Below are 20,239 nucleotides of genomic sequence, written 5' to 3' on the forward strand. Positions count from 1 at the left end.
CCCGGCTGGACGGCGGCGGCGCGGCCATGCTCTGACTGGCCGATCCGACCGCCAGCGGGAGCCGCCTCAATGAGTTCCACCGAGACTTCCACCCCCATCATCATCCTCGTCCATGGCGCTTTCGCCGACGGCTCCTCCTGGGGCCGGGTGATTCCCCGGCTGCAGGCGGAAGGGTTCGCGGTGGTGGCGGTGCAGAACCCGCTGGTCTCGCTCGACGACGATGTCGCCCATGTCCAGCGCGCCATCGACCGGACCAAGGGGCCGGTGGTGCTGGTCGGCCATTCCTGGGGCGGCGCCGTCATCACCCAGATCGGCGACCAGGAGCGGGTGAAGTCGCTGGTCTACATCGCCGCCTTCGCTCCCGACGCCGGGCAGTCGCCGAACGACACGCTGAAGCCCTTCCCGCCCTCGGCCGGCCTGTCGGGCGTCTCGGTGGACAAGGACCGTTTCCTGACCCTGAAACCGGAGGGCATGGCCCGCAACTTCGCCCAGGATTTGCCGGCGGAGGAGGCCGCCCTGCTGACCGCCACCCAGGGGCCGGTGGCGGCGGCCTGCTTCGCGACGAAGGTGAGCGCCGCCGCCTGGAAGACCAAGCCCGCCTGGTATGTCGTCGCCGCCAATGACCGCATGTTGCCGCCCGACTTCCTGCGCGCCACCGCGTCGCGCATCGGCGCCCGAACGGTGGAGGTTGACAGCGGCCATGCTCCCCACCTGTCGCGCCCGGATGCGGTGGCGGCGGTGATCGTCGAGGCGGCCCGCTCTATCTAGACTTCCGCACCGCCCCCGGCGTGGTGCCGCGGCGGCGGCGCAGGCTGCGGGTCAGGGCGCTCTGGTCGGAGAAGCCCACCGCCAACGCCACCTCGGCCAGCGGCAGCCTGCCCTCCCGCAGCAATGCCTCCGCCCGGTCCAGCCGCAGGTCGGCCAGCATGGCGGCGGGGGTGCTGCCGGTCCGCGCGCGGAAGCGTTCATGGAACCGGCTGGGCGCCAGACCGGCCGCCTCGGCCAACTCCGCCACCGTCAGCGGCTCGGTGCAGCGCTCCGCCATCAGGGCCAGGGCGCGGTCGATGGGGTCGTCCGACAGCGGCGGCGGTTGCCGGGCTTCCAGGGCGCGCAGCAGCAGCCCCGCCGAATGATGGGCCAGCACCGGGTCGAGCGGCCGGTCGGCCGCCTCCGCCGCCAAGTAACGCACCAGCCCGTCCAGCGCGCCGTCGATGGCGAAGAAAGCGTCGCAGGCGCGCACCGCCGCCTCCGGCACCAACCCGGCGGCCGGCACGTCCAGCACGACGAAGCGGTTGGTTCCGCCGCTGCGGAAGCTGTGCGGCACGCCGTCGGCCACCAGCACCCCGCGCCCGTCGCCCACCCGCCCGCAAGCCCCGCCGACCTCCATGTCGAGGGTCCCGGCGACCGGCAGCACGATCTGGTGATGGTCATGGGCGTGCCGCCGTTCATGCCCGTCGTAACTGCGGGTGCTGACGGTCGGCCGATGCGGGGACGCCACGCCGGCGGACTCCTGCGGTTGGATCGACCGGCCGATGCTACGCCGTCATCCCCGGCGCGTACAGACACAGCTGCGCACAAGCGCGGGACCGGCCGACCCCCACAAATACCAGAAGGCGAAACTGAGTTTCAGCAAATCACCCCGGCGCATTTCCAAGTCAACGTCCGCAATGCGCACCGATCATCCGATATTCGCCCACCTATTCACTTGAGCGTTGCCTGATATTCCGGACGAACAATTGCGGCGCCGGACAGCGCCTCCTTATGAGTATTTTCAAACAAGAAATACGGCCGCCAAGGCACGGATCGTTCGCCATTCGCCAAAAAGCATTCATAAAAGGAACGCCCGATGTACCGAGATCGCATCCGCCTGAAATCCCTGTGGGGCAAGGTGGTTCCGGCGGAAGAGGCCGCCTTCCTCATCAAGGACGGCATGACCGTGGGCATGAGCGGCTTCACCCGCGCCGGCGACGCCAAGGCGGTTCCGCTGGCGCTGGCCGAGCGCGCCGCCTCGGAAAAGCTGAAGATCACCCTGATGACCGGCGCCTCGCTGGGCAACGACGTGGACCGCATCCTGACGGAGGCGGGGGTGCTGTCGCGCCGCCTGCCCTTCCAGGCCGACCCGGTTCTGCGTAAGGCGATCAACCGCGGCGAGGTGATGTTCGTCGACCAGCACCTGTCTGAAACGGTGGAGCTGCTGCGCTCGCGCCAGATGGGGCCGGTCGATGTCGCGGTGATCGAGGCCTGCGCCATCACCGAGAATGGCGGCATCGTGCCGACCACCTCCATCGGCAATTCGGCGACCTTCGCCATCCTGGCCGAGAAGATCATCATCGAGCTGAACCTGACCCAGCCGCTGGATCTGGAGGGGATGCACGACGTCTACATCCCGACCCGCCGCCCCTTCCGCGAGCCGATCCCGGTGGTGACGGCGGAAAGCCGCGCCGGCCTGCCCTATATCCCGATCGACCCGTCACGAATCGCGGCCATCGTGGTGACGCGTAAGCAGGACAGCTCCGCCAGCATCCTGCCGCCCGATGACGAGACCAACGCCATCGCCGGCCACCTGATCGAGTTCCTGGGCCGCGAAGTTCGCCAGGGCCGGATGGGCCGCTCGCTGGCGCCGCTGCAGGCCGGCATCGGCACCATCGCCAACGCGGTGCTGCACGGGCTGATCGACGGGCCGTTCCACGACCTGACCATGTACAGCGAGGTCCTGCAGGACAGCACCTTCGAGCTGTTCGACGCCGGCAAGCTGAACTTCGCGTCCGGCTCCTCGATCACGCTCAGCGCCGGGAAATACGCCGAGGTGCTGCCGAAGATCGGCTCCTACAAGGGCCGGCTGCTGCTGCGTCCGCAGGAGATCTCCAACCATCCGGAGGTGATCCGCCGCCTTGGCGTCATCGGCATCAACACGGCGCTGGAGTGCGACATCTACGGCAACGTCAACTCCACCCATGTCAACGGCACGCAGATGATGAACGGCATCGGCGGCTCCGGCGACTTCGCCCGCAACAGCCACCTCGCCATCTTCGTCACCAAGTCGCTGGCCAAGGGCGGCGCCATCTCCAGCGTCGTGCCGATGGTCAGCCACGTCGACCACAATGAACATGACGTCGACGTCCTGGTGACGGAGGTCGGGCTGGCCGACCTGCGCGGGCTGGCTCCGCGCGAGCGGGCGGAGACGATCATCCGCAACTGCGTCCACCCCAGCTACCGTGAACTGGCGGCCGACTATCAGCGCCGGGCACTCCAGCGCGGCGGCCACACCCCGCATTTGCTGGAGGAGGCTTTCGCCTGGCACACCCGCTTCCAGCAGACCGGCAGCATGATGCCGAAGCCGCTGGCGGCCGAATAGGGTCCCTCGAAAACGGGCGGGCCGCGGAATTCCGCGGCCCGTTCCCGTTATCTGTACCGGTCAGACATGCTGCCCGCCATTGCTCTCCAAGTAGAGAAGCAATGCTGGGTAATAGTGCTTGCGCTCGGACGAAATCTTCTCGCAGAAACGGCGTGCAGCTCCGCTCTTGAGCCAGTCCTCAAGCTGGCCGTTCTGGCGTTTTTCCGCGACGATGGCATCGATCGCGTCCAGAATCTTGTGTATCACCTCAGGCCTCGTCTTATGAAGATCGGAGCGGCGTCTTCGTCGCTCTCACAATCTTATATGCGCTCGGCTGGTGATGAACGGCCCTGCATTCTGGGAATGGCTGCGTGTTGCAATGCACAAAACGAATGGGGTGAGGCGCCGCGTGGGCGGTCGTCGTCAGCGCCAGCGCTCCTTCAGGTCTTGAAGGCTGTAGGCAACGGGATCGTCGTGCACGTCCCGGAATGTTTGGCTGATGCAAGCTTCGGCAGAGGCGTGGCCCGGAGAGCTTTCATTGCAGCGGCCATAGCGAGCGACCAAAAAGTCTACGAAGTCCATCACCTCGTCCCGTTTGTCCTTGGGCAGCATTCGAAGCTTTGCGAGCAGTTCATCATGATCCATCGCAGCGATTCCTTGAGTGCCTTCTCGGAGGCAAACCATCATACGCGTATCAAACGGTGCCGATAGCTTGGAACAAAGATAGGGGGATCCGTACATGCCAATAAACGCCCTCTCCCGCCCGGGAGAGGGAGGGGACCCACGAAGTGGGGAGGGTGAGGGGGAGCCCAAGAATCCCGAACCGCATGGCTTCGTACCCAGCCCCTCACCCTTCCCATGCTGGCGCATGAGCCCCTTCCCTCTCCCGGGGCGGGAGAGGGAGCTATGTGCAACACCGCCCGGTCGTCCACCCTCACGCCCTCTCCCGCTCACCCTCGGACGGACGCAGGGCCTGTCCGGTCGGGCACAGGCGCAGCAGCACGCAGCGATCGCAGGCCGGCGCCTGATAGTAACAGCAACGTTGGCCGTGCAGCATCATGACCTCGTGGTTGTCGTAGACCTGCTGGGCGTCCCAATCCTCCGGCAATTGCGCCGACAACACCGCGTGCGACGGGCCGACGGCGACGTTGGCGGGGATCAGGCCGGTGCGCACCGCGACGCGGTGGTGGTGGCTGTCCACCGGCAAGGCCGCCTGCCGCAGGGTGGAGAAACTGAGCACCGCAGCGCTGGTCTTCGGCCCCACCCCCGGTAACTCCTCCAGCCACGCGCGGGCCTCGGGCACCGGCATGCCGGACAGCAGGTCGAGCGACAGGCTGCCGACCCGCTCGGTGATGCGGCGCAGGATGGCCTGAATGCGCGGCGCCTTCTGCTCCGGCCAGGTGACGCCGGCGATGGTCGCCTCCACCTCCGCGACCGGGGCGTCGCGCACCGACTCCCAATCCGGCCAGCGTCGCCGCAACGCCTTGAAGGCGGCGCCGGAGGCCGTATTCCGGGTGCGGTGCGACAGCAGCGACGACACCAGCTCACTCAGCGGGTCGAGGCTGTGGAAATAGGCGACCGGGCAGCCGTAAACGGTGCACAGCAGCCGATGGATCTCGAGCGCCTTGTCGCGCAATGCAACGGGGTCGGTCATAAGAACCGACAACAGCCGAACCGGTAAGGCGTTACCGGTAAATCATACCCCCACCAGCCCCGACATCACCGCGCGCAACTGCGCCGGCTTCACCGGTTTGTTCAGCACCAGACAGCCGGCCGCCTTGGCCTCGTCCGCCAGTTCCGGCGTGCGGTTGGCGGTGACGATCACGGCGGGCAGGATGCGGCCGCAGGCGGCGCGCAGCCGCGCCACCTCGTTGACGCCCAGCGCCCCGTCGTCGAGGTGATAGTCGGCGATCAGCAGATCCGGCGGCTGCGGCATGCCGGACAGCAGAGCCAGCGCCTCGTCGCCGTTGGTGGCGGACACCACGTCGCAGGCCCAGCCGCGCAGCAGCGCCTCCATCCCCGCCACCACCGCCGGCTCGTTGTCCAGCACCAGCACCGAGGTTCCGGCCAGCCGGTTGGTCATCGGCCGGGCGGCGACGTTGGCCGGACGCACGGCGCGCCTCTCCGTCCCGCGCGGCACGGTGACGGCGAAGACCGAACCCCGGCCCGGCTCCGACCGCACGGTGATCGGGTGGCCCAGCATACGGGCGACACGGTCGACGATGGCGAGGCCAAGCCCCATGCCACGGTCGCGTCCCTTGGTGACGGGGGTGTCGAGTCGGCGGAACTCCTGGAAAATCTCGGTGATCTTGTCGCGCGGGATGCCGGGGCCGTTGTCCCACACCTCGATGCGGATGCCGTCGCCGGTCCGGCGGCAGCCGACCACCACCCGGCCGCCCTGCACATAGCGCAGCGCGTTGGACAGGAAGTTCTGCACGATCCGGCGCAGCAGCCGCATGTCGCTGCGCACCACCGCCCCCGATCCCACCACCTTCAGGTCGATGCCGCGCTCCGCCGCCACTGCGGCATATTCGGTGGCGAGCGGCGCCAGGATGCCGCGCAGCGGGAAATCGCTGACCTCCGGCGTCACCGCCCCGGCGTCGAGCTTGGAGATGTCGAGCAGCGCCGACAGCAGATCCTCCACCGACGCCAGAGCCAAGTCGATGTTGTCCACCAACTCCGCATTGGCGGGCGGCTGTTCCAGGTCGGCCAGTGCCGAGACGAACAGGCGGGCGGCGTTCAGCGGCTGCAACAGGTCGTGGCTGGCGGCGGCGATGAAGCGGGTCTTCGACAGGTTGGCCTGATCGGCTTGTGACTTCGCCTGCTGAAGCTGGTCGTTCAGCATCATCAGCGCGGATTTCTCCGCCTGTTCGGATTCGCGCCGCCGCTCCTCCTCATGCTTGATGACGGTGATGTCGGTGTAGACGCCGACGATGCCGCCGTCGCGGGTGCGCCGCTCGTTCACCTGGATCCAGCGGCCGTCCGACAGCCGGTTCAGGAAGACGCCCTTCAGGTCGTGGCGGTGCTCCATCCGCTCGCGCAGCCAGACGTCGGGAGGCGGCTCGCTGACCGCGCCGGCGGCGGCGACCATGGCGACCAGATCGTTGAAGCGGATGCCGGCCTGGATGCGGCCCGCCACCGACGGCCAGTAGGACAGGTATTTGCGGTTGCACAGCACCAGCCGGTCGGCGGAGTCGAACAGGGCGAACCCCTCGTTCACCGACTCGATCGCCTCGAACAGGCGGGTGCGCATGGTGTCCGCCAGCTCCTTGGCGCGGGCGAGGTCGCGGTTGCTGTCCTCCAGCTTGTGCAGGGCACGTTCCAGCTCCAGCGTGCGCTCGCGGATCTTCTGCTCCAGCACGATGGCGGTCTGGAACAGCGAGAAGGCGCCGCCCTGGAAATCCATCGACCGCTCGACGCGGTCCATCAGCACCTTGTTGATGCGCTGGAGCTTGGCGTTCTCGCGCTCCAGCGCGGCGATGCGGTCGGCGGGGTCGAGGGTCCAGTTGCGGGTTTGGATGCCGGCCATGGCTTTAGCGTCCTCCGATGGCGACGCCCGTGAAGGTCTGGTTGACGTGCATGCCGTTCACCTGTTCGCCATAGGCGCAGAATCCGACAACCCGGTTGCGCGCCAGCCGTTCCGACATGACGGCGTTCAATTGCCGCTGCTCCATCTCCAGCCGGCGCAGGATGCAGTCGCAGCCGAGGATCAGGTCGGGGGCACCGACCTCTTCCTCGATGCCCGCGATCAGACCGTCGAAGTTGGAGACCGGATCGACCCCCTCCGCCACCGTCAGGACGATGCCCTCGTCGATGGCGCAGAAGAAGGTCAGGCTCTCGTCGTCGTTCACCTTCTGGATCGAGCGGACATGGTACTGGCCGCCGACCCGCACGACGACGGGATGGGCGGCGAAGATCATCGGAGTCAGCGGCTCGCCCTCCAGACCGACCAGCCGGGCGTATTCGCGGCCCGCCGGCTCGGCATTGATCTCATGGACGATGCGGTGCTGCGGGTCGGCGCCGGTGACGACCATCTTGCGGTCGGAACTGACGAAATGCTGGGTGCGGAAGACGGTGAAGGGCCGGTTGGTGGTGAACAGCGCCACCACCGCGGCATTGGGGTGGAAGGCGCCCTCGTGAAGGACGAAGGTGCGTTCGAAATGCAGGTCGTCGCCGGCCGAGGCGCCGAACAGCGGGATGTCGATCAGCGCGTTGTGCAGCGCGCTGACCACCGTCTCCTCGCTCATCGACAGGCCGTCGATCAGCAGCATGGCGAAGCTGCGGGCATCCTCGCCCAGCGGCACGGGCCGGCTCGCCATCGCCCGGTCGCGGCGCGACAGCAGTGAGCGCGCGATGGCGGTGCTGTCGGCGATCTCGAAGCGGTCGACATGGTCGACCAGCGCGGTGACGATGCAGAAATCCTCGCTCGGGAAGCCCACAGCCACCAGGGCGTTGGTGGTGTAGCCGCCGGGACCGATCTCCCCCGCCGTGGTGCAGCCGATGACCGGCACCATGCCGAACTCCCGCGCCAGGGCATCGGCCAGGGCATCGCGGTCATAGCTGGGGGCGCAGAACACCACCACCAGTTCCAGCGCCGCCTCGCCCAGCCCGGCGCGCAGTTCCCTCGCCGCCTCGTCGGCGCGTTCGGCATGGGTGACGGCGCGCGGCATGCCGTCGCCGGACGCGGGTTTCACCGGGCCGTCCGCGGAGGGGCCGTCTGCGGAGATCTCCCGTGTGGACATCGATGCCGCTTGCGCCTCCCTCTCCGTGCGCGGATACGATCCGGCAAGGGTACTCCAGGGATGGCGGCGGGCAAGACCAATCCGCGGGCCGGTGAAGGAGGACATGATGCGGGGCGGCTCCTGAAGATGCTCGGCCTAGATACTCTCTGCCGGCTGCGGATCGGGCAAGCCGGCCAACTCCTCGTCGGTGAACAGACGGGCCTTGGCGGTGAAGCGGACGCCGTCCGGCGCCTCGATCGAAAAGCCGCCGCCGCGCGCCTGGATAACGTCCAGGATGACCTGGGTGTTGCGCCACCATTGGAAGGTGTCGTCGGACATGCAGAAGGGCGCGCCGGCGACCGTGCCGATCCACAGGTCGCGCCCGCCCATGCGGAACTCCCCCTTCGGCAGGCAGAGCGGTGCCGACCCGTCGCAGCAGCCGCCCGACAGATGCAGCATCAGCGGCCCGTGCTTCGCGGCAAGGCGGTCCAGCAGCGCGATGGCTTCAGGGGTGGCGATCACGCGGTCGGTCATGGCGGTCCTTTATCACGAAACCACGCGGAGAAAGAAAAAAGGCCGGGGGACGCGCCCCCGGCCCAGGTTCGCCCGATAGGGAGGAGCAGGGCTCAGAAGAAGCCGAGCGCTTTCGGGCTGTAGCTGACCAGCAGGTTCTTGGTCTGCTGGTAGTGGTCGAGCATCATCTTGTGCGTCTCGCGGCCGATGCCGGACTTCTTGTAACCACCGAAGGCGGCGTGCGCCGGATACAGGTGGTAGCAGTTGGTCCACACGCGGCCGGCCTGGATGCCGCGGCCCATGCGGAAGGCGCGGTTGCCGTCACGGGTCCAGACGCCGGCGCCCAGACCGAACTCGCTGTCGTTGGCGATGGCCAGCGCCTCTTCCTCGGTCTCGAAGGTCGTCACGGCGACGACCGGGCCGAAGATCTCCTCCTGGAAGATGCGCATCTTGTTGTGGCCTTCCAGGATGGTCGGCTGGACGTAGTAGCCGCCCTCCAGCTCGCCGCCCAGATGGGCGCGCTCGCCGCCGATCAGCACCTTGGCGCCCTCGGCCTTGCCGATCTCGATGTAGGAGAGGATCTTCTCCATCTGCTCCTGCGACGCCTGGGCGCCGATCATCGTGCCGCCGTCCAGCGGATGGCCCTGGGCGATCTTGGCGACGCGCTCGACCGCCAGCTTGATGAAGCGGTCGTAGATCGACTTCTGGATGAGGACGCGGCTCGGGCAGGTGCAGACCTCGCCCTGGTTCAGCGCGAACATCGCGAAGCCTTCCAGCGCCTTGTCCAGGAACTCGTCGTCGGACGCCATCACGTCTTCGAAGAAGATGTTCGGCGACTTGCCGCCCAGCTCGACGGTCGACGGGATGATGTTCTCCGACGCGTACTGCAGGATCAGGCGGCCGGTCGAGGTCTCGCCGGTGAAAGCGATCTTCGAGATGCGCTTGTTGGTGGCGAGCGGCTTGCCGGCCTCGATGCCGAAGCCGTTGACGACGTTGATGACGCCCGGCGGCAGCAGATCGCCGATCATCTCCATCAGGACCAGGATCGCCATCGGGGTCTGCTCGGCCGGCTTCAGCACGATGCAGTTGCCGGCGGCCAGGGCCGGGGCCAGCTTCCAGGCGGCCATCAGCAGCGGGAAGTTCCAGGGGATGATCTGGCCGACGACGCCCAGCGGCTCATGGAAGTGGTAGGCGTAGGTGGTGTGGTCGATCTCGGCGATCGAGCCTTCCTGGGCGCGGATGCAGCCGGCATAGTAGCGGAAGTGGTCGATGGCGAGCGGAACGTCGGCGGCGCGGGTCTCGCGGATCGGCTTGCCGTTGTCCAGCGTCTCGGCCAGCGCGATGATCTCCAGCCGCTCTTCCATGCGGTCGGCGATCTTCAGCAGGATGTTCGAGCGCTCGGTCGGCGAAGTGCGGCCCCAGGCGTCCTTGGCCTTGTGGGCGGCGTCCAGCGCCAGCTCGACGTCGGCGGCCTGGGAACGGGCGATCTCGCACAGCGGCTTGCCGGTAATCGGGGTCAGGTTGGTGAAGTATTGGCCGTCCACCGGCGCAACCCACTGGCCGCCGATAAAGTTGTCGTAGCGGGGGCGGAGCGCGATCTGCTTCTGGAGCGTTTCGAGAGCCTGGTGGAGCATTTGGGCCGTTCCTCTCAGTGTGGTGAACCGGTCAGGTCTCCGGTCCAACGCGTTTGTCGGGGCCATTCAGCCACTCTGAGAGGGGAAGGGTAAATTGTACTATGGAAGGAGACGGTGCGGAGGTGGGATTGTTCGTATCCCACCCAATGGGCCACTCCATGACGGATTCCCCGGGGCGCCTCACTCCGCCGGCTGGCGCCCTTCGACATAGCCCTTGCGCAGCTGTTCCTGATACCAGCGGCGGTGGTGCTCCATCGCCCAGTTCTCGTCGACATCGCCGGAGCCCATGGCGTCGAAGGCGCCTTCCATACCGATGGTGCCGATGTAGATGTGACCGATCACCGCGGCGATCAGCGCCGCCGCCAGCAGCCCGTGGATGACATGGATGGTCTGCATCCCGCCGATCCCGGTGAAGGCGAAGGGCACCATCAGCAGATAGCCGGTGGCCGCCATCACGACGCCGCCCAGCACGATGCTCCAGAACACCAACTTCTGGCCGGCATTGAAGCGCCCGGCTTCCGGATGATGGCCAGCCTTGGAGAAGAGCCCGCCCGCCGACTTGATCCAAATCCAGTCGGCCTTCTCCGGAATATTGTCACGCAGCCACAGCGCGACGATCATCAGCAGCCCGACGACGAAGGGCACGCTGACGAAGTTGTGGATAGACTTGGAATATTCCGCCAGCGGCGTGAAGGCCTGATGGCCGATCAGCGGGATCAGCAGCGACCGGCCGAAGGTCAGGATCACGCCGGTCAGCGCCATGGTCAGGAAGCTGACCGCCGTCGTCCAATGGGCGAAGCGGTCCAGCCCGTTGAAGCGCAGCACCAGCCGCCCCGCCTTGCCGCCATGGATGCGGATCGTGCCGCGATAGAGGAAGAAGATCGCCAGCACCACCGTCATGCCGATGGCCAGCCCGCCGATGGCCAGCCGCAGCGTGTGGGTGCGCCACTCCCGCCATTCCCGCCCTTCCGGCTGGACCAGCACCGCCAGCTTCTCGTCCGGGATGCTGACGCGGCCGACGACCTTGTCGTCCTGCGGGACGTAGAGCGGCACCTGCTCCTTCGTGGTCGGCGAGTTGGGGCCGGGCACCTGAGTAAGCTGCGCTTGTGCGAAAGTCGGAGCGGCCAGACCAGCAACGGCCATCAGGGCGATCAGCAGCAGGGCGTGCAGGGGGCGCATGGTGGTCTCCCAGAATGGTCCTTCATATGAGGGAGGCGCCGATTGCCCCCTCCCTAACCCTCCCCCTCTTCGAGGGAGAGGGGACTGCCGCCGCTCCGTTGCCAAACTTCACCAAGCGTCCTGCCCCCTCTCCCGCGGAGCGGGGGAGGGATGGGGAGGGGGCAACCGCCGCGGCACTCCTCACGCCCCTCCCGTCCCCGGCCCACCGGGCGCGAAGGGGGAGCCCCGCTCATTCCGCCCATAGGCGGTGGACCAGCCCGGCGCACCGGAGCCGTAGCCGCGCCGCACCGACCGTTCCTGATAGATGTCGGCCAGGATGGCGCCGTCGCCGGCCATCAGCGCGCGGGTGGAGCACATCTCCGCGCAGAGCGGCAGCTTGCCCTCGGCCAGCCGGTTGGCACCGTATTTCTGGTACTCCTCGACGCTGCCGTCCGGTTCGGGACCGCCGGCGCAAAAGGTGCACTTGTCCATCTTGCCGCGGCTGCCGAAATCGGTGGTGCGCGGGTATTGCGGCGCGCCGAACGGGCAGGCGTAGAAGCAATAGCCGCAGCCGATGCACAGATCCTTGCTGTGCAGCACCACCCCGTCGGCGGTCTGCAGGAAGCAGTCGACCGGGCACACCGCGGCGCAGGGCGGGTCGTTGCAATGCATGCAGGCCATGGAGATCGACCGCTCGCCCGGCTTGCCGTCGTTCAGCGTGACCAGCCGGCGGCGGTTGATGCCCCAGGGCACCTCATGCTCGTTCTTGCAGGCGGTGACGCAGGCGTTGCATTCGATGCAGCGTTCCGAATCGCACAGGAACTTCATCCGGGCCATGTCTCATCAGCTCCTGCACGTCATGCCGGTTCGACCCGGCAGAGGGTGACCTTGGTTTCCTGCATGAAGGTGACGGGGTCGTAGCCGTAGGTCGTCACCCCGTTGGCCGGCTCGCCCAGCACGATGGGGTCGGTGTCGGGCGGGTAGTTGCCGCGCAAGGACTCGCCCTGCCAGAAGCCGGAGAAGTGGAAGGGCATGAACACCGTGCCGCCGCCGACGCGGTCGGTCACCAGCGCCCGCACCTTGGCCTTGCTGCCGTCCTCCGGCCCATAGACCCAGACCCAGGCGCCGTCCCGGATGCCCAGCTTTTCGGCGTCCCTGGTGTTGATTTCCGCGAACATCGACTGCTGCAGTTCGGCCAGCCAGGGGTTGGACCGGGTTTCCTCGCCGCCGCCCTCATACTCGACCAGCCGGCCGGAGGTCAGGATCATCGGGAAGCGCTGGCGCAGGTCGCTGTCCGCCACCTTGAACTGAAGCGAGCGGGCAAGCTGGACCAGACGGAAGTCGCGCCGGTCCTCGATGGCCGGGAAGTCCTTCACCAGATCGGGGCGCGGGGAATAGATCGGCTCGCGATGGATCGGTACCGGGTCGGGCAGGTTCCAGGCGACGGCGCGCGCCTTGGCGTTGCCGTGCGGCACGCAGCCATGCTTCAGCGCCACGCGGATGATGCCCATCGACAGGTCGGTCTGCCAGCTGACATTGTCCACCTCTGCCCCGCCGCCGCCGATGGCCTGGATGACGCGCATCTCGTCGGGCGTCAGATCCTTGTCCCAGCCCAGCTTCCTCAGCACGGCCATGGTGAATTCGGGATAGCCGTCCTCGATCTCCGACCCCTTCGAATAGGAGCCGTCGGCCAGCAGCGAGACGCCGTTGCGCTCCACGCCGAAGCGGGCACGGAAGACGCCGCCGCCGTCCATCACATGCTTGGAGGTATCATAGAGCACCGCCGATCCGGGATGCCTGATCTCCGGATGGCCCCAGCTGGGCCAGGGCAGGCCGTAATAGTCGCCGGCGCAGGGGCCGGAGGAGGCCCGCATGGTGATCTTGTCGAAATCGGCCTGATGCTTCATGTGCATCTTCAGCCGTTCCGGCGACTGGCCGGTGGCGCCGATCGACAGACAGCTGCGGTTCATCTCGCGCAGGATGTCCTCCGGAACCGGCCGGGTGTCCTCCACCGTGATGTGCTTGAACATCTCGTTGGCGAAGCCCAGCTTGCGCGCCAGCAGGTAGATGATGGTGTAGTCGTCCTTCGATTCGAAGATCGGCTCCACCACCTTCTCCCCCCACTGCATCGAGCGGTTGGAGCAGGTGCGCGACCCGTCGGTCTCGAACTGGCTGCAGGCCGGCAGGATGTAGGTGCCGTTGCGCCGTTCCTTGATCGCGGCGAAGGTGGTCGGGTGCGGGTCGGCGATGACCAGCAGGCTCAGCTTCTCCAGCCCCTTCACCATGTCCGGCATGCGGGTGACGGTGTTGCCGCCATGGCCGAAGCACATCATGGCGCGCAGCGGGCTGGGCTGGTCGATGTCGCCCGGCTTGGCCAGCACCGCGTCGAACCAGCGCGTTGTCGGGATGCCCTTGGCCTCCATCAGCTCCTTGGAGGCGAACCGGCCCTTGAGATAGTCGTATTCGACGTCCCAGGCGCGGGAGAAATGCTTCCACGCCCCTTCCGCCAGCCCGTAATAGGAGGGCAGCGTGCTGACGTCGAGGCCGAAGTCGGTGGCGCCCTGCACGTTGCAGTGGCCGCGATAGATGTTGGCGCCGCCGCCGGCCACGCCGATGTTGCCCAGCGCCAATTGCAGGATCGACAGCGCGCGGACGTTGGCGGTGCCCACCGTGTGCTGGGTGACGCCCATGCACCAGATCACGGTGCTGGGCTTGTTCTTCGCTATCACCTCCGCCACCCGGCGGACCTGGGCGCCGGGAACGCCTGTCACCCGCTCGACCTCCTCGGGCGTCCACTTCTTCACCTCGGCGCGGATCTCGTCCATGCCGTAGACGCGCTGGCGGATATACTCCTTGTCCTCCCAGCCGTTTTCGAAGATGTGCCACAGCAGGCCCCAGGCGATGGGGATGTCGGTGCCGGGACGGATGCGGACATATTCGGTGGCGTGGGCGGCGGTGCGGGTGAAGCGCGGATCGATGACGATGAAGGGCGCGCGGTTGTGCTCCTTGCCGCGCAGCATGTGCTGCATCGACACCGGGTGCGCCTCCGCCGGGTTGCCGCCGACGATCAGCAGCGCCTTGGAGTTCTGGATGTCGTTGTAGCTGTTGGTCATGGCGCCGTAGCCCCACGTGTTCGCCACGCCGGCGACCGTGGTGGAATGGCAGATGCGCGCCTGATGATCGACGTTGTTGGTGCCCCAGAAGGCCGCCAGCTTGCGGTAGAGATAGGCCCCCTCGTTGGAGAATTTCGCCGAGCCCAGCCAGAACACCGCGTCGGGACCGGACGCCTGCCGGATCTCCAGCAGCTTGTTGCCGATCTCCTCGATCGCCTGGTCCCAGGTGATGCGCTGCCAGACGCCGTCCACCAGCTTCAGCGGGTATTTGACCCGGCGGGTGCCCTTGGTCAGCTCGCGGACCGAGGCGCCCTTGGCGCAGTGGGTGCCCTGGTTGATCGGGCTTTCCCAGCCCGGCTCCTGCCCGACCCAGACGCCGTTCTGCACCTCGGCGATCACCGTGCAGCCGACCGAGCAGTGGGTGCAGACATTCTTGCGCGTCACCACCTCGACATTCGGCAGGATGGGACCGGCCTCCGCCTTGCGGATCATCGCGCCCGGCAGCGCGCCGACCGCGGCGATGCCGCCCGCGGCAAGGCCGGAGCGGCGCAGGAAGCCACGGCGGCTGACACCCGATTCCAGGGTGTCGGCCAGCGCGGCGACCAGACCGGAGCGCTTGTTGCCTGCCGTTTTCGCCGAGCTGCGTTTGACCAGCATGGACTCCCTCCGGATCGCCCTACAGGCGGTTCAGCGCGTAGAAGCGCTTGACGTGTTCGGTTTCGCGATAGCGGGTCTTCAGTTGCTCTTGCGGCGATTCCATCGCCTGCGCCACGTCGCCGGCCGGCAGCACGGCGGCCGCGGCGGCGCCGGCCGCACCCAGGCCCAGCGTCTTCAGGATGTCGCGGCGCTGCAGCGGATTGCCGGGCGGGGGATTGCGCGGGGGTTCTGGCGGCGTCTTCATGCGTCGGCCTCCTCCAACTGGTCGGTCTGTCGGTTGAGTGCTTCCCGTTCGATCTCCAGGAACAGGCGGCCGATGGTGCCGACCGGGCGGTAGAGGCCGGCCGTCTCCGCCCCTTCCAGATCCTGGAAGAAGCGCCCGGCCCAGGGCATCAGATGGCTGTCCAGCATGTGGCGCTGCACCGCCGGGTCGGCCCCCTCGCGGATCAGCACGGCCATCACGTCGCACAGGGCGGCGATGTGGTCTTCCGGCTCCGACACGCCGGGCGCGCGCTCCAGCCCCAGCGCCTGAAGGTCGGCGCGCAGGGCCGACAGCGGCCGGTCGGTCAGGAAGCCCGTGCGGTAGTAGGAGGCGTAGGGGACCAGCTCGCCCTGGACGACGCCGATGAACAGCGCGTTGAACTCGCGCTCCACCGCTTGGGGGTCGGTGCCCCGCGCCCGCGCGGCCAGATCGTCGAAGGCGCGGCCGATCGGCGTCGCATCGCCGGAAAGGCCGCCCAGCAGCGCCAGCAGGTCGGCGCCCGGCGGGGCCGCCAGCGTCAGCGCCAGCAGCCGGTAGACGTCGGCGCGCAAGCCATCCGCGCCGCTTTCCGGATCATGAACCGTCATCACACTCCCACAAGCCGCTCCGGAACCCTCGACGAAGGCCATGGCTGGGCTGAATAGGGACAACGCCGGGCAGGACCAAAGGTTGCCTTGCCCGGTCGGAGCTACCCGGCCGAGGTCATCCCTTATTCCCACCTTATTCCCGGCTGAGGGATCATTCCTTGCGGTCGGTCTGCGGACGGCCGGAGAAGTTGCGGTGCTCGACCGACGCCTCCCCTCCCACCCGCGCGCCCACTGAGGCGAAAGTCTCGTCGGCGCTGCGGGCGAACAAGGTCGGCAGGACCGCCCAGGCGCCACCCGCCAGGACGACGATGGCGATGAGCGCGGCAAGAAAGGCTTTCATCGGCAAATCTCCGGACAGCGCTGACCGGAACGAAGCCGCGCTGCCGGCTCCGCCCACGCCACGGACAACACCGCCGGAGCCCGATTGTTTCCGTCCGATCTTTTCCGCTTGATATGCTCTGATCGAGCACATATTGTTTTGCTCAGAACGAGCATAGAGCGGAGCACATGATGCCCGAGGTCGCCGAACTCGCCTACACCCCTGCCGTCGCTGCGGCGACCGCGCCGATCTATGAGCGGATGAAACGCGTCGTGCCGGCCATCGAATGGCCCTTCCACGCGCCGCTGGTCCATGCCATCAACGAGCTGAAGCGCGAGCGCAACGCCGTCATCCTGGCGCACAACTACCAGACGCCGGAGATCTTCCACGGCGTGGCCGACATCGTCGGCGACAGCCTGGCGCTGGCCGCCAAGGCGACGCAGACCGACGCCGACGTCATCGTGCTGGCCGGCGTGCATTTCATGGCGGAGACGGCGAAGCTGCTGAACCCGGCCAAGACGGTGCTGATCCCCAGCCGCAACGCCGGCTGTTCGCTGGCCGACAGCATCACCGCCGCCGACGTCCGGCTCCTGCGCGAGGCGCATCCCGGCGTGCCGGTGGTCGCCTATGTCAACACCTCGGCCGAGGTGAAGGCGGAGGTCGACATCTGCTGCACCTCCGGCAATGCGGTGGAGGTGGTGGAATCGCTGGGTGTCGACCGGGTGATCTTCCTGCCCGACGAATATCTGGCGAAATACGTCGCCACCCAGACCAAGGTCGAGATCATCGCCTGGAAGGGCCATTGCGAGGTGCACGAGCGCTTCACCGGCGCCGAGATCGAGGAGTTCCGCCGCCGTTTCGACCGGCTGACCGTGATCGCCCACCCCGAATGCCCGCCCGACGTGCTGGGGGCGGCCGATTTCGTCGGCTCCACCGCCCGCATGATCGACTTCGTCGGCAACGAGAAGCCGCCGCGGGTGCTGATGGTCACCGAATGCTCGATGAGCGACAACGTCGCCGCCGCCTCTCCCGAGACGGAGTTCGTGCGGCCCTGCAACCTCTGCCCGCACATGAAGACGGTGACCCTGTCGAGCATCCTGGAGTCGTTGCAGACCCTGGAACCGCGCGTCGAGATCCCCGACGCGCTCGCCGCCCGCGCCCGCCGCTCGGTGGAACGCATGCTCGCGGTGAAGCCGAAGTGAACCAATCCCCCTCCCCCGCCCAGCTCTCGCACAAAGCTCCGCTTTGTGCTGACGCGACAGGCGGACCATAGGTCCGCTGAGAGCGGGGGAGGGTCAGGGTGGGGGCAAGAGTCGCACCTCATGGATGTCTTCGGCTGCGCCGAACCCCCTCATCCTAACCTTCTCCCCAGGGGGGAGAAGGAACTTGTGAGGAGTTCTTTGATGACCTCCAGCACGCCTTACGATGTCCGCGATGCCGAGGTGATCGTCGTCGGCTCCGGCCTTGCCGGGATGACCGCCGCCCTGCAACTCGCCCCCCGCGCCGTCACGCTCATCACCAAGACCGCCGGCCTGCCCGGCGGCTCCAGCCTCTACGCCCAGGGCGGGATCGCCGCCGCCGTCGGTCCGGACGACCGGCCGGAGGACCATGCCGCCGATACCGTCGCCGCCGGGGCCGGGCTGGTCGACGCCGCGATGGCGGCCCTGCTGACCCGCGACGGCGCCGCCCTGGTCCGCCGCCTGCTCGACGACGGCCTGCCCTTCGACCGCGCGCCCGACGGCGCGCCGCTGCTGGGCCGGGAAGCCGCCCATGGCGCAGCGCGCATCGTCCATGCCGGGGGCGACGCCACCGGCCGCACCCTGGTCACCGCCCTGGCCGACCGCCTGCGCGCCACCCCGTCGGTGCGGGTGGAGACCGATGCCTTCGCCGTCGATCTCGTGCTGCGCAACGGCCGGGTCTGCGGCCTGCTGGCCTGCCATCCCGAAGGTTGGGTGCTGCACCGCGCACCCCGCGTGATCCTGGCGACCGGCGGCATCGGCGCCACCTTCGCCCGCACCACCAACCCGGCGGAGGCCACCGGCGACGGTCTCGCTATCGCCGCGCGGGCCGGGGCCCGGCTGGCCGACCTGGAGTTCGTGCAGTTCCACCCCACGGCGCTGGCCGTCGACGCCGACCCGGTGCCGCTGCTGACCGAGGCGTTGCGCGGAGCCGGCGCCATCCTGCTCGACCGCCAGGGCAACCGCTTCATGCCCGACGAGCATCCGCTGGCCGAACTGGCGCCGCGCGACGTGGTCGCCCGCGCCATCGGCCGCCGCGTCGCGGCGGGGGAGCCGGTGTTCCTCGACCTTCGCCCGGCGCTCGCCGCCAAGCCCGACGGCTTCCCCACCGTGCTGGCGCTTTGCGCCGAGCATGGGCTGGATCCCTTCGCCGAGCCGATGCCGGTGGCCCCGGCCGCCCACTATCATATGGGCGGGGTGGTCACCGACGCCGACGGGCGCACCAGCCTGGAGGGGCTATGGGCCTGCGGCGAGGTCGCATGCACCGGCGTCCACGGCGCCAACCGGCTGGCGAGCAACTCGCTGCTGGAGGCGCTTGTCTTCGGCGCCCGCGTCGCCCGCGACGTGGCGGAGCGCCCCCTGGCGCCGCTGCCGCCCTTCGCCTTGCCCCGTCCGCCTGCGGTCGCCGCCGATGTCAGCCATATCCTGCTCGATGCCATCGGGGCAGAGGCGCGCAGCGCGCTCTATGAGGGGGCCGGGCTGGTGCGCGACGGTCTGGGGCTGCTGGCCGCCCGGCGCAAGCTCGACCGGCTGGCGGCGGCCCTGGACATGCTCCGGTGCGAGGGGGATGACGCCCACGAAGATGCCAAAGCCCCGCCGGACATCGTCCGCCAGTGGGGCGAGGCGCGCAACCGGCTGCTGGTCGGCCGGCTGGTCGTCCATGCCGCACTGGCGCGGGAGGAAAGCCGCGGCGCCCATTGCCGCAGCGACCATCCCCTCCCCAATCCCATCCATGGTGATGGGGCCACCACCCGCACCCTGACCCTCAGCGATCTGGCCGGCACCGCCGGTCCCCTGTCCGGAGACGCCGCATGCTGCATCCTCTGACCGTCGAGCCCATCGTCCGCGCCGCCCTGGCGGAGGATCTGGGCCGGGCCGGCGACATCACCACCGACAGCATCATCCCGGCCGACGCGGTGGCGACCGCCCGCATCGCCGCCCGCAAGGATGGCCGCGTCGCCGGGCTGGAAGCGGCGCTGATCGCCTTCCGCCTGCTCGACCCCGGCATTTCGGTGACGGTGGAGCGCGCCGATGGCGACGACGTGGCGCCCGGCGGCACCATCGCCAGCCTGACCGGCAAGGCCCGCGCCCTGCTGACGGCGGAGCGCACGGCGCTGAACCTGATGGGCCGGCTGTCGGGCATCGCCACCGCCACCCGCGCCCTGGTGCGCGAGGTGGACGGCACCAATGCCCGCATCGTCTGCACCCGCAAGACCACCCCGGGCCTGCGCGTTCTGGAAAAGCATGCGGTGAAGCTGGGCGGCGGCTTCAACCACCGTTTCGGGCTGGATGACGCCGTCCTCATCAAGGACAACCACATCGCCGTTGCCGGCGGCGTGCGCCCGGCGGTGGAGCGCGTCCGCGCCGCCATCGGCCACATGGTGAAAGTGGAGGTCGAGGTCGACACGCTCGACCAGCTGGACGAGCTGCTGGGCCTGCCGGTCGATGTCGTCCTGCTCGACAACATGGACCCGGACACGCTACGCCGCGCCGTGCGGATGGTCGACGGCCGTCTGCTGACCGAGGCGTCGGGCAACGTCACGCTCGCCACCGTCCGCGCCATCGCGGAAACCGGCGTCGACATGATCTCCTGCGGCTGGCTGACCCACAGCGCCCCGAACCTGGATTTGGGGCTGGATATGTGAGGGTGTGACTTGGAATATCTCCCTCTCCCCGGGGGGAGAGGGAGATATTCCCAGATGT

At 68.2% G+C, this 20,239-nt stretch carries 19 protein-coding genes; 5 read left to right on the forward strand and 14 right to left on the reverse strand.

Annotation, left to right across the window (positions count from 1 at the left end):
• The first annotated feature begins 69 nt into the window (after positions 1-69).
• A complete protein-coding gene (locus FZ938_RS11835) occupies positions 70-768 on the forward strand; it encodes an alpha/beta fold hydrolase (protein ID WP_149198701.1) in 699 nt (232 codons plus the stop codon).
• On the opposite strand, the gene FZ938_RS11840 is transcribed toward FZ938_RS11835, so the two are convergent.
• On the reverse strand, positions 761-1,498 hold the full coding sequence (locus FZ938_RS11840) for an AraC family transcriptional regulator (protein ID WP_149198702.1): 738 nt from the start codon (positions 1,496-1,498) through the stop codon (positions 761-763). The genes FZ938_RS11835 and FZ938_RS11840 overlap by 8 nt on opposite strands.
• A 348-nt stretch (positions 1,499-1,846) precedes the next feature.
• On the opposite strand from FZ938_RS11840, the gene scpC reads away from it, so the two are divergent.
• Entirely contained in the window at positions 1,847-3,355 is a 1,509-nt protein-coding gene (scpC, locus tag FZ938_RS11845) for a succinyl-CoA:acetate CoA-transferase ScpC (protein ID WP_149198703.1), read from the forward strand.
• A gap of 60 nt (positions 3,356-3,415) precedes the next feature.
• Here scpC and FZ938_RS11850 read toward each other — a convergent pair whose 3' ends face one another.
• The 13 genes from FZ938_RS11850 to FZ938_RS11910 all read right to left on the reverse strand — a co-directional run bounded on the left by FZ938_RS11850 (position 3,416) and on the right by FZ938_RS11910 (position 16,319).
• A complete protein-coding gene (locus FZ938_RS11850) occupies positions 3,416-3,601 on the reverse strand; it encodes a hypothetical protein (protein ID WP_149198704.1) in 186 nt (61 codons plus the stop codon).
• A gap of 156 nt (positions 3,602-3,757) precedes the next feature.
• The gene (locus tag FZ938_RS30520; RefSeq protein ID WP_174757057.1) at positions 3,758-3,979 is read right to left on the reverse strand and encodes a DUF2281 domain-containing protein; all 222 of its coding nucleotides are present in this window, start codon (positions 3,977-3,979) and stop codon (positions 3,758-3,760) included.
• 289 nt (positions 3,980-4,268) lie between these two features.
• Positions 4,269-4,988 (reverse strand): endonuclease III domain-containing protein, encoded by a 720-nt coding sequence (locus FZ938_RS11860; protein WP_149198706.1) that lies wholly within the window; start codon positions 4,986-4,988, stop codon positions 4,269-4,271.
• A 42-nt stretch (positions 4,989-5,030) separates the two neighbouring features.
• A complete protein-coding gene (locus FZ938_RS11865; RefSeq protein ID WP_149198707.1) occupies positions 5,031-6,863 on the reverse strand; it encodes an ATP-binding response regulator in 1,833 nt (610 codons plus the stop codon).
• 4 nt (positions 6,864-6,867) lie between these two features.
• Complete coding sequence (gene nosP, locus FZ938_RS11870) at positions 6,868-8,028, reverse strand: nitric oxide-sensing protein NosP (RefSeq protein ID WP_246457322.1); 1,161 nt, start codon at positions 8,026-8,028, stop codon at positions 6,868-6,870.
• A 183-nt stretch (positions 8,029-8,211) separates the two neighbouring features.
• Positions 8,212-8,589: a DUF779 domain-containing protein gene (locus FZ938_RS11875; protein WP_149198708.1), complete on the reverse strand. Its 378-nt coding sequence runs from the start codon at positions 8,587-8,589 to the stop codon at positions 8,212-8,214.
• A 92-nt stretch (positions 8,590-8,681) separates the two neighbouring features.
• Complete coding sequence (gene adh / locus FZ938_RS11880) at positions 8,682-10,202, reverse strand: aldehyde dehydrogenase (RefSeq protein ID WP_149198709.1); 1,521 nt, start codon at positions 10,200-10,202, stop codon at positions 8,682-8,684.
• A 180-nt stretch (positions 10,203-10,382) separates the two neighbouring features.
• A complete protein-coding gene (locus FZ938_RS11885; RefSeq protein ID WP_149198710.1) occupies positions 10,383-11,381 on the reverse strand; it encodes a formate dehydrogenase subunit gamma in 999 nt (332 codons plus the stop codon).
• Between the two features lie 180 nt (positions 11,382-11,561).
• Positions 11,562-12,197, reverse strand: coding sequence for a formate dehydrogenase FDH3 subunit beta (gene fdh3B / locus FZ938_RS11890; RefSeq protein ID WP_149198711.1), 636 nt, complete (start codon positions 12,195-12,197; stop codon positions 11,562-11,564).
• Between the two features lie 20 nt (positions 12,198-12,217).
• Positions 12,218-15,130: a formate dehydrogenase subunit alpha gene (locus tag FZ938_RS11895; RefSeq protein WP_149198712.1), complete on the reverse strand. Its 2,913-nt coding sequence runs from the start codon at positions 15,128-15,130 to the stop codon at positions 12,218-12,220.
• Between the two features lie 19 nt (positions 15,131-15,149).
• Positions 15,150-15,374 carry a hypothetical protein gene (locus FZ938_RS11900; protein ID WP_149198713.1) on the reverse strand — a complete coding sequence of 75 codons (225 nt, stop codon included), beginning with the start codon at positions 15,372-15,374 and terminating at the stop codon, positions 15,150-15,152.
• Complete coding sequence (locus FZ938_RS11905; RefSeq protein WP_149198714.1) at positions 15,371-15,979, reverse strand: TorD/DmsD family molecular chaperone; 609 nt, start codon at positions 15,977-15,979, stop codon at positions 15,371-15,373. The genes FZ938_RS11900 and FZ938_RS11905 overlap by 4 nt, the downstream gene beginning before the upstream one ends.
• A 151-nt stretch (positions 15,980-16,130) precedes the next feature.
• On the reverse strand, positions 16,131-16,319 hold the full coding sequence (locus FZ938_RS11910) for a hypothetical protein (protein WP_149198715.1): 189 nt from the start codon (positions 16,317-16,319) through the stop codon (positions 16,131-16,133).
• Positions 16,320-16,489: 170 nt separating this feature from the next.
• Between FZ938_RS11910 and nadA the strand changes: the two genes are divergently transcribed.
• The 3 genes from nadA (at position 16,490) to nadC (ending at position 20,181) form a co-directional block, all read left to right on the forward strand.
• Entirely contained in the window at positions 16,490-17,500 is a 1,011-nt protein-coding gene (gene nadA / locus FZ938_RS11915) for a quinolinate synthase NadA (RefSeq protein ID WP_149199017.1), read from the forward strand.
• A gap of 201 nt (positions 17,501-17,701) precedes the next feature.
• Positions 17,702-19,363 (forward strand): L-aspartate oxidase, encoded by a 1,662-nt coding sequence (locus FZ938_RS11920; protein WP_149198716.1) that lies wholly within the window; start codon positions 17,702-17,704, stop codon positions 19,361-19,363.
• A complete protein-coding gene (nadC, locus tag FZ938_RS11925) occupies positions 19,348-20,181 on the forward strand; it encodes a carboxylating nicotinate-nucleotide diphosphorylase (protein ID WP_149198717.1) in 834 nt (277 codons plus the stop codon). Before FZ938_RS11920 ends, nadC begins: the two co-directional genes overlap by 16 nt.
• The last annotated feature ends 58 nt before the right edge of the window (positions 20,182-20,239 follow it).

It is taken from the genome of Azospirillum oryzae (assembly GCF_008364795.1).
GTDB classification, from domain to species: Bacteria; Pseudomonadota; Alphaproteobacteria; order Azospirillales; family Azospirillaceae; genus Azospirillum; species Azospirillum oryzae.

Coding starts and splice junctions, on each gene's coding strand:
- FZ938_RS11835 (WP_149198701.1), top strand. CDS start 70: ATGAGTTCCACCGAGACTTCCACCCCCATCATCATCCTCGTCCATGGC.
- scpC (WP_149198703.1), top strand. CDS start 1,847: ATGTACCGAGATCGCATCCGCCTGAAATCCCTGTGGGGCAAGGTGGTT.
- FZ938_RS30520 (WP_174757057.1), bottom strand. CDS start 3,979: ATGGATCATGATGAACTGCTCGCAAAGCTTCGAATGCTGCCCAAGGAC.
- FZ938_RS11860 (WP_149198706.1), bottom strand. CDS start 4,988: ATGACCGACCCCGTTGCATTGCGCGACAAGGCGCTCGAGATCCATCGG.
- FZ938_RS11865 (WP_149198707.1), bottom strand. CDS start 6,863: ATGGCCGGCATCCAAACCCGCAACTGGACCCTCGACCCCGCCGACCGC.
- FZ938_RS11875 (WP_149198708.1), bottom strand. CDS start 8,589: ATGACCGACCGCGTGATCGCCACCCCTGAAGCCATCGCGCTGCTGGAC.
- adh (WP_149198709.1), bottom strand. CDS start 10,202: ATGCTCCACCAGGCTCTCGAAACGCTCCAGAAGCAGATCGCGCTCCGC.
- FZ938_RS11885 (WP_149198710.1), bottom strand. CDS start 11,381: ATGCGCCCCCTGCACGCCCTGCTGCTGATCGCCCTGATGGCCGTTGCT.
- fdh3B (WP_149198711.1), bottom strand. CDS start 12,197: ATGGCCCGGATGAAGTTCCTGTGCGATTCGGAACGCTGCATCGAATGC.
- FZ938_RS11895 (WP_149198712.1), bottom strand. CDS start 15,130: ATGCTGGTCAAACGCAGCTCGGCGAAAACGGCAGGCAACAAGCGCTCC.
- FZ938_RS11900 (WP_149198713.1), bottom strand. CDS start 15,374: ATGAAGACGCCGCCAGAACCCCCGCGCAATCCCCCGCCCGGCAATCCG.
- FZ938_RS11905 (WP_149198714.1), bottom strand. CDS start 15,979: ATGACGGTTCATGATCCGGAAAGCGGCGCGGATGGCTTGCGCGCCGAC.
- FZ938_RS11910 (WP_149198715.1), bottom strand. CDS start 16,319: ATGAAAGCCTTTCTTGCCGCGCTCATCGCCATCGTCGTCCTGGCGGGT.
- nadA (WP_149199017.1), top strand. CDS start 16,490: ATGCCCGAGGTCGCCGAACTCGCCTACACCCCTGCCGTCGCTGCGGCG.
- FZ938_RS11920 (WP_149198716.1), top strand. CDS start 17,702: ATGACCTCCAGCACGCCTTACGATGTCCGCGATGCCGAGGTGATCGTC.
- nadC (WP_149198717.1), top strand. CDS start 19,348: ATGCTGCATCCTCTGACCGTCGAGCCCATCGTCCGCGCCGCCCTGGCG.